This window comes from Streptomyces sp. E2N166 (assembly GCF_003671715.1).
GTDB classification, from domain to species: Bacteria; Actinomycetota; Actinomycetes; order Streptomycetales; family Streptomycetaceae; genus Streptomyces; species Streptomyces thinghirensis.
The window spans coordinates 181,652-187,805 of the sequence record NZ_RAIF01000012.1; the positions used below are offsets into that span (position 1 = coordinate 181,652).

Annotated in this window: 5 protein-coding genes; 1 reads left to right on the forward strand and 4 read right to left on the reverse strand. The window is 72.2% G+C overall.

From position 1 onward, the window contains the following. From whiA to uvrC, 4 genes are all read right to left on the reverse strand, one after another. Window positions 1–621, reverse strand: a 621-nt coding sequence (gene whiA / locus EBH09_RS08470; RefSeq protein ID WP_121746424.1) for a DNA-binding protein WhiA, incomplete at its 3' end; no start/stop codon positions are given. After that, complete coding sequence (yvcK, locus tag EBH09_RS08475) at window positions 612–1,703, reverse strand: uridine diphosphate-N-acetylglucosamine-binding protein YvcK (protein WP_121746425.1); 1,092 nt, start codon at window positions 1,701–1,703, stop codon at window positions 612–614. The genes whiA and yvcK, both read right to left, overlap by 10 nt. Next, window positions 1,700–2,716: an RNase adapter RapZ gene (gene rapZ, locus EBH09_RS08480; RefSeq protein WP_121746426.1), complete on the reverse strand. Its 1,017-nt coding sequence runs from the start codon at window positions 2,714–2,716 to the stop codon at window positions 1,700–1,702. Before rapZ ends, yvcK begins: the two co-directional genes overlap by 4 nt. Beyond that, a complete protein-coding gene (gene uvrC, locus EBH09_RS08485; RefSeq protein WP_121746427.1) occupies window positions 2,713–4,806 on the reverse strand; it encodes an excinuclease ABC subunit UvrC in 2,094 nt (697 codons plus the stop codon). The genes rapZ and uvrC overlap by 4 nt, the downstream gene beginning before the upstream one ends. A 379-nt stretch (window positions 4,807–5,185) precedes the next feature. Here uvrC and EBH09_RS08490 point away from each other — a divergent pair, with 379 nt between their 5' ends. Further along, complete coding sequence (locus EBH09_RS08490; RefSeq protein ID WP_121746428.1) at window positions 5,186–6,136, forward strand: hypothetical protein; 951 nt, start codon at window positions 5,186–5,188, stop codon at window positions 6,134–6,136. Window positions 6,137–6,154 lie beyond the last annotated feature (18 nt).

Below are 6,154 nucleotides of genomic sequence, written 5' to 3' on the forward strand. Positions count from 1 at the left end.
GGCCAGCACCGCGTCGTGGGCACCGAGCCGGGTGAGCAGGGCGCCGATCGCGTCGCCGTCGCGGACCACGACCCGGTCCACGCCGCGCACCTCGCGGGCCTTGGCGGGGATCGACAGCCGACGGGCGGCGCCGACCAGCGCGAGCGCGGCCTCGGGGCCCGGGCAGGTCACCTCCAGGGAGGAGGAGCGGCCGGGCTCGGTGAGTGAGCCGTGCGCCAGGAAGGCTCCGCGCCAGGCTGCCTCGGCGTCGCAGGTGGCCCCCGAGACCACCTGCGGCGGCAGGCCGCGGATCGGGCGTCCCCGGCCGTCCACCAGGCCGGTCTGGCGGGCCAGCTGGTCACCGCCCGCGACCACCCGGACGACGAAACGCGAGCCGCGGCGCAGCCCGCCCGGCGCCATCACGATCAGCTCGGAACTGTGTCCGAAGATCTCCAGGATGTCCTGCTTGAGCCGCCGGGCCGCTCTCGCGATGTCCAGCTCCGCCTCGATCACAATGCGCCCGCTCACCAGGTGGAGGCCGCCGGCGAACCGCAGAATGGCGGAGACCTCCGCCTTTCTGCAGCAGGTCCGGGTGACGGGGAGCCGGGAGATCTCGTCCTTCACCGCTGCCGTCATCGCCATGGGCCGATCCTTCCATGCATCCGAAAAATACGGTCGTACGCGGCGGCCAGCAGCTCCGGGTCGTGCCTCGGGGTCCCGTCGGTCCGGGCGACCGGAGCCAGTTCGACAGCGGCGCCGAACCGTTTCGCGGCGTCGGTGAGCGAGTCACGGTCGGGCACGGCGGCCTCGTCGGCCAGCACCACGTCCAGGGCGAGTTTAGGGGCGTGTCGTCCCAAAACCTCCAAATGACGCTGCGGTGAGAAGCCCTCGGTTTCTCCGGGTTGCGGAGCGAGGTTCAAGGAGAGCACCCGGCGGGCCTTCGTCTCGACGAGCGCGTCCAGCAGATCGGGCACGAGCAGGTGCGGGATGACCGAGGAGAACCAGGAGCCGGGGCCGAGCACCACCCAGTCCGCGTCCAGGACGGCGTCGACCGCCTCCGGGACGGCGGGCGGGTCGTTCGGCACCAGGTGCACGGACTGCACCTCGCCCGGCGTGAGCGCCACGGTGGCCTGCCCGCGCACGGTGTCCACCTCGTCGGGCCGGTCCGGGTCGTGCCCCCTGACCAGGGCCTGGAGCTCCAGCGGCACGGCGGACATGGGCAGCACCCGTCCGTGCGCGCCGAGCAGCTTGCCGACCAGGTCCAGCGCCTGGACGTGGTCGCCCAGCTGCTCCCACAGGGCGACGATCAGCAGATTGCCGACCGCGTGCTCGTGCAGGTCGCCCTGGGACTGGAAGCGGTGCTGGATGACGCGGGCCCAGGTCTGGCCCCAGTCGTCGTCGCCGCACAGCGCGGCCAGCGCCTTGCGCAGGTCGCCGGGCGGCAGGACGCCCAGCTCGTCACGGAGGCGCCCGCTGGAGCCGCCGTCGTCGGCCACCGTGACGACGGCGGTGAGGTCGCCGGTGATCCGGCGCAGTGCGGCGAGCGAGGCGGACAGGCCCATGCCGCCGCCGAGGGCGACGACCTTGGGCTGGGCGCCCCGGCGGCGCGGCTTGCCGCCGCGCGCCTGTTCGGGCCGGGCGGCACGGGTTTCGGCGGGCCTGCCGCCGCGCCCCTCGGGCACCACCCGGCGCAGCCTGCTCAGCCGCGGAGTACGTCCTGTCATTCCCGTCCCATGTCCCGGTGGACGACCACCGTCTCCACGCCCTCGGCGACGAGCCGGGCGGCGAGCTTCTCCGACATGGCCACGGACCGGTGCTTGCCACCGGTGCAGCCGACGGCGACGGTCACATAGCGCTTGCCCTCCCGACGGTAGCCTGCGGCGATCATCTGGAGCAGCTCGGTGTAGCGGTCGAGGAACTCCTTGGCCCCGGGCTGATTGAGGACGTACGAGGACACCTCCTCGTTCAGGCCGGTGAAGGGGCGCAGCTCCGGGACCCAGTGCGGGTTGGGCAGGAAGCGCATGTCCACGACCAGGTCGGCGTCGACCGGGAGGCCGTACTTGAAGCCGAAGGACATGACGGTGGCCCGCAGCTCGGGCTCCTCGTCGCCGGCGAACTGGGCGTCCATCTTGGCGCGCAGCTCGTGCACGTTGAGGCTGGAGGTGTCGATCACCAGGTCGGCGTCGCCGCGCAGCTCGCGCAGCAGCTCCCGCTCGGCGGCGATGCCGTCGACGATGCGGCCGTCGCCCTGGAGGGGGTGCGGGCGGCGCACCGACTCGAAGCGGCGCACCAGTGCCTCGTCGGAGGACTCCAGGAAGACGATCCGGCGGGTGACGCCTCGGGAGTCGAGGTCCGCGAGGGATTCGCGCAGATTGTCGAAGAAGCGCCGGCCGCGGACGTCGACGACGACCGCGATCCGTGCCACGTTGCCCTGGGAGCGGGCGCCGAGCTCCACCATGGTGGGGATCAGCGCGGGCGGGAGGTTGTCGACGACGAACCAGCCCAGGTCCTCCAGACACTTGGCCGCCGTCGAGCGGCCGGCTCCGGACATGCCGGAGATGATCACCAGCTCGGGGATGGCCGCCTCGTGCGCCCCGGCTGTTTCCTTGCCCGTACTCACCTGTGCTCCGTCGTCCTGGCGCTGTTCGGAAGCGGCCGTCTGCGGGGCCGCCTCCTCGCCGGTCGTGCCGTGGGCCTGTTCTCGCCCCACTGTGGGCTGTGCCTCGTGCTCGGTCATCTCTCCTGCCCCCGTCGTTCGTCCGGGGTGCCCGCGGTCACGGGCTCCCCAGGGGCATCCGCCGTCGTCTCGGGTGCCCCGTCCTCGTCATCAATGATCTCTCCGGTCGCCGTGTTCACGGCGGGCGCGGCCGGGGTGGCCCGGGCGAGGGCCACGGCCACGGTCTCGGCCGTCTTGCGGCCTATGCCGGGCACCTCGCAGATCTGGTCGATCGTCGCCGACCGCAGCTTCTTCACCGAACCGAAGTGCTTGATCAGCGCCTGCTTGCGGGTCTCCCCGAGGCCCGGCACGTCGTCCAGCGGGCTGGAGCGGAAGCGCTTAGCGCGCTTGGCGCGCTGGTAGGTGATCGCGAAGCGATGCGCCTCGTCACGGACCCGCTGCAGCAGGTACAGGCCCTCGCTGGTGCGGGGCAGGGCGACCGGGTCGTCCTCGCGCGGCAGCCAGACCTCCTCAAGGCGCTTGGCGAGTCCGCAGACGGCGATGTCGTCGATGCCCAGCTCGTCCAGGGCCCGCTGGGCCGCCGCGACCTGCGGCTGCCCGCCGTCGACGACGACGAGCTGGGGCGGGTAGGCGAAGCGCTTGGGCCGGCCGTCGTCGTCCTTCAGGGCCGGGCCGTCCGTGAGCTGCTCGTCGCCGCCCGCCCCCGTGCCGTCCGCACCGTCCTCACCGTCCGCCCACTCGCCGGTCTTCTCCTTCTCGGCGAGGTAGCGGCGGAAGCGGCGGGTGATGACCTCGTGCATGGAACGGACGTCGTCCTGTCCGGCGAAGCCCTTGATCTGGAACCGGCGGTACTCGCTCTTGCGGGCCAGCCCGTCCTCGAAGACGACCATGGAGGCCACGACGTCGTCGCCCTGGAGGTGCGAGATGTCGTAGCACTCGATCCGGAGCGGGGCGCTGTCCAGGTCGAGGGCGTCGGCGATCTCCTCCAGCGCGCGTGAGCGCGTCGTCAGGTCGGAGGCGCGCTTGGTCTTGTGCAGGACGAGCGCCTGCTGGGCGTTGCGCTGGACGGTCTCCATCAGCGCCTTCTTGTCGCCGCGCTGCGGGATGCGCAGCGACACGCCCGACCCGCGGCGCTCCGTCAGCCACTGCTGGACCGGCTCCACCGGGTCGGGCAGGGCGGGGACCAGGACCTCCTTGGGGACCGCGTCCCCGGTCTCCTCGCCGTACAGCTGCTGGAGAGCGTGCTCGACGAGGGCGCCGGTGGTGATCTCCTCCACCTTGTCCGTGACCCAGCCGCGCTGGCCGCGCACGCGTCCGCCGCGCACGTGGAAGATCTGGACGGCCGCCTCCAGCTCGTCCTCGGCGACCGCGATCAGGTCGGCGTCGGTCGCGTCGGCGAGCACCACCGCGCTCTTCTCCATGGCCTTCTTCAGGGCCCCGATGTCGTCGCGCAGGCGCGCCGCCCGCTCGTACTCCATCTCGTCGGCCGCCTCGGCCATCTGCCGCTCCAGGCGGCGCAGGTACGTGCCGGTGCGGCCGGCCATGAAGTCGCAGAACTCGTCGGCCAGGTCCCAGTGGTCGTCCGGGGAGATGCGCTCGACGCAGGGCGCGGAGCACTTGCCGATGTAGCCGAGCAGACAGGGACGGCCGGTCCGGGCGGCGTTCTTGAAGACGCCGGCGGAGCAGGTCCGCACCGGGAAGACGCGCAGCAGGAGGTCGACCGTGTCGCGGATCGCCCAGGCGTGTCCGTACGGCCCGAAATACCGCACGCCCTTCTTCTTGTGCCCGCGCATCACCTGCACGCGCGGGAATTCCTCGTTCATCGTCACCGCGAGGTAGGGGTAGCTCTTGTCGTCGCGGTACTTCACGTTGAACCGGGGGTCGTACTCCTTGATCCAGGAGTACTCCAGCTGCAGCGCCTCGACCTCCGTGGACACCACGGTCCACTCCACGGACGCGGCCGTGGTGACCATGGTGCGCGTGCGGGGGTGGAGGTTCGCCAGGTCCTGGAAGTAGTTCGCCAGGCGCTGGCGCAGGCTCTTCGCCTTTCCGACGTAGATCACCCGGCGGTGCTCGTCGCGGAACCTGTACACCCCCGGGGAGTCCGGGATCTCACCCGGCCTGGGGCGGTAGCTGGAGGGGTCGGCCATGACTCACACCCTACTGGCGGGGGCCGACACTCCGGCGGGGCTGTGGACGACGGGCCGGTGCCCTGTGGACGACCGGAGGAGGGACCGGAGGGAGACGGTCCGGGGCCGTTCGGTCACGCCGAGTGCCCTCGGGGCGGCGAGCCGGTGTGTTCTCGGCCAGGAGCGCGTCGCGGTCGGGTGTCAGGTGTTGTCGGGGCTTGGTCAACACGCTTCAATGCGGGGGGACTCGGGGCCCTGGAGCGCGGCGTACGGACATGTGAAGACCCTCTGTGCCGCAACGGGGGCGGCGGCCCCGACCCATCCCCTCGACGGATCCTCTCGACGGATCCGCGTCGAACGGTCTGACCAGCCGTTGTGGACTTCACAGAAAGGCCCCTGCATGCCGCACGCCACTCAGCACGCGGACGTCGCCACCGCGGAACTCGACTCGGCCCTGCGCGGCGGCCCCTTCCACGTCGCGCTGCGCGCCGCGATCGCCGCTCGCGGACTGCCGCTGCAGCGCGTGCAGCACCATCTGTCGCGCCACGGGGTGAGAGTGGGCGTCACGAGTCTGAGCTACTGGCAGCAGGGCGCCCGGCGGCCGCAGCGCCCGGAGTCGCTGCGGGCCGTGCGGGCGCTGGAGGAGATTCTCCAGCTGCCCGAGGAGTCGCTGATACGCCTGCTGGCCGAGGCCGACGAGGACACCTCGGCCAAGCGGCCCTCGGCCCGTTCCTACCGCTCCTACGTGGAGGCCTCGGGCGTACTCGACCGGCTGCTGGCCGAGCTGGACCATCCGCCGTCGGACGGCGGTGTGTACACCCTCGGGCACCATGAACTGATCCGGGTCGGGCCGCGCCGCGAACTTGCGGGCCGCGAGTCGCACCACATCGTCCGCGCCCACCGCGACGGCGTCGACCGTTTCGTCGCGGTCCACCAGGGCGACCCTGGATGCGCTCCCGCGCGGATGACCGTCCACGCGCTGGAGAACTGCCGTACGGGACGCGTCCGCACCCACCACGACACCGGCGTGCTCGTGACCGAGTTGCTCTTCGACACGCGCCTGCGGGCCGGGGACACCCACCTCTTCCGCTACGGCGTGGAGGACGGCACGGCGGGGGCCTCGCGCGAGTACGTCCGCGGGTTCGGTTCGGCGAGCGGGCAGTACGCGCTCCAGGTGCGGTTCGACGCCGCGGCCCTGCCGGTGCGCTGCCACCGGTTCACGCAGCACTCGCCGGCGGCACCGCGCGGAGGCCGGCAGGAACTGACCCTCAGCGGGCGGCACCGCTCGGTGCACCTCGTGGAGCCGCGGGTGCGGTCGGGGATGCTGGGGATCGGGTGGGACTGGGAGTGAGCGGGGGGAGCTGGGGGC

Bases quoted from the DNA above. Each gene is read 5' to 3' on its own strand.
- uvrC (WP_121746427.1), bottom strand. From the start codon at position 4,806: ATGGCCGACCCCTCCAGCTACCGCCCCAGGCCGGGTGAGATCCCGGAC.
- yvcK (WP_121746425.1), bottom strand. From the start codon at position 1,703: ATGACAGGACGTACTCCGCGGCTGAGCAGGCTGCGCCGGGTGGTGCCC.
- rapZ (WP_121746426.1), bottom strand. From the start codon at position 2,716: ATGACCGAGCACGAGGCACAGCCCACAGTGGGGCGAGAACAGGCCCAC.
- EBH09_RS08490 (WP_121746428.1), top strand. From the start codon at position 5,186: ATGCCGCACGCCACTCAGCACGCGGACGTCGCCACCGCGGAACTCGAC.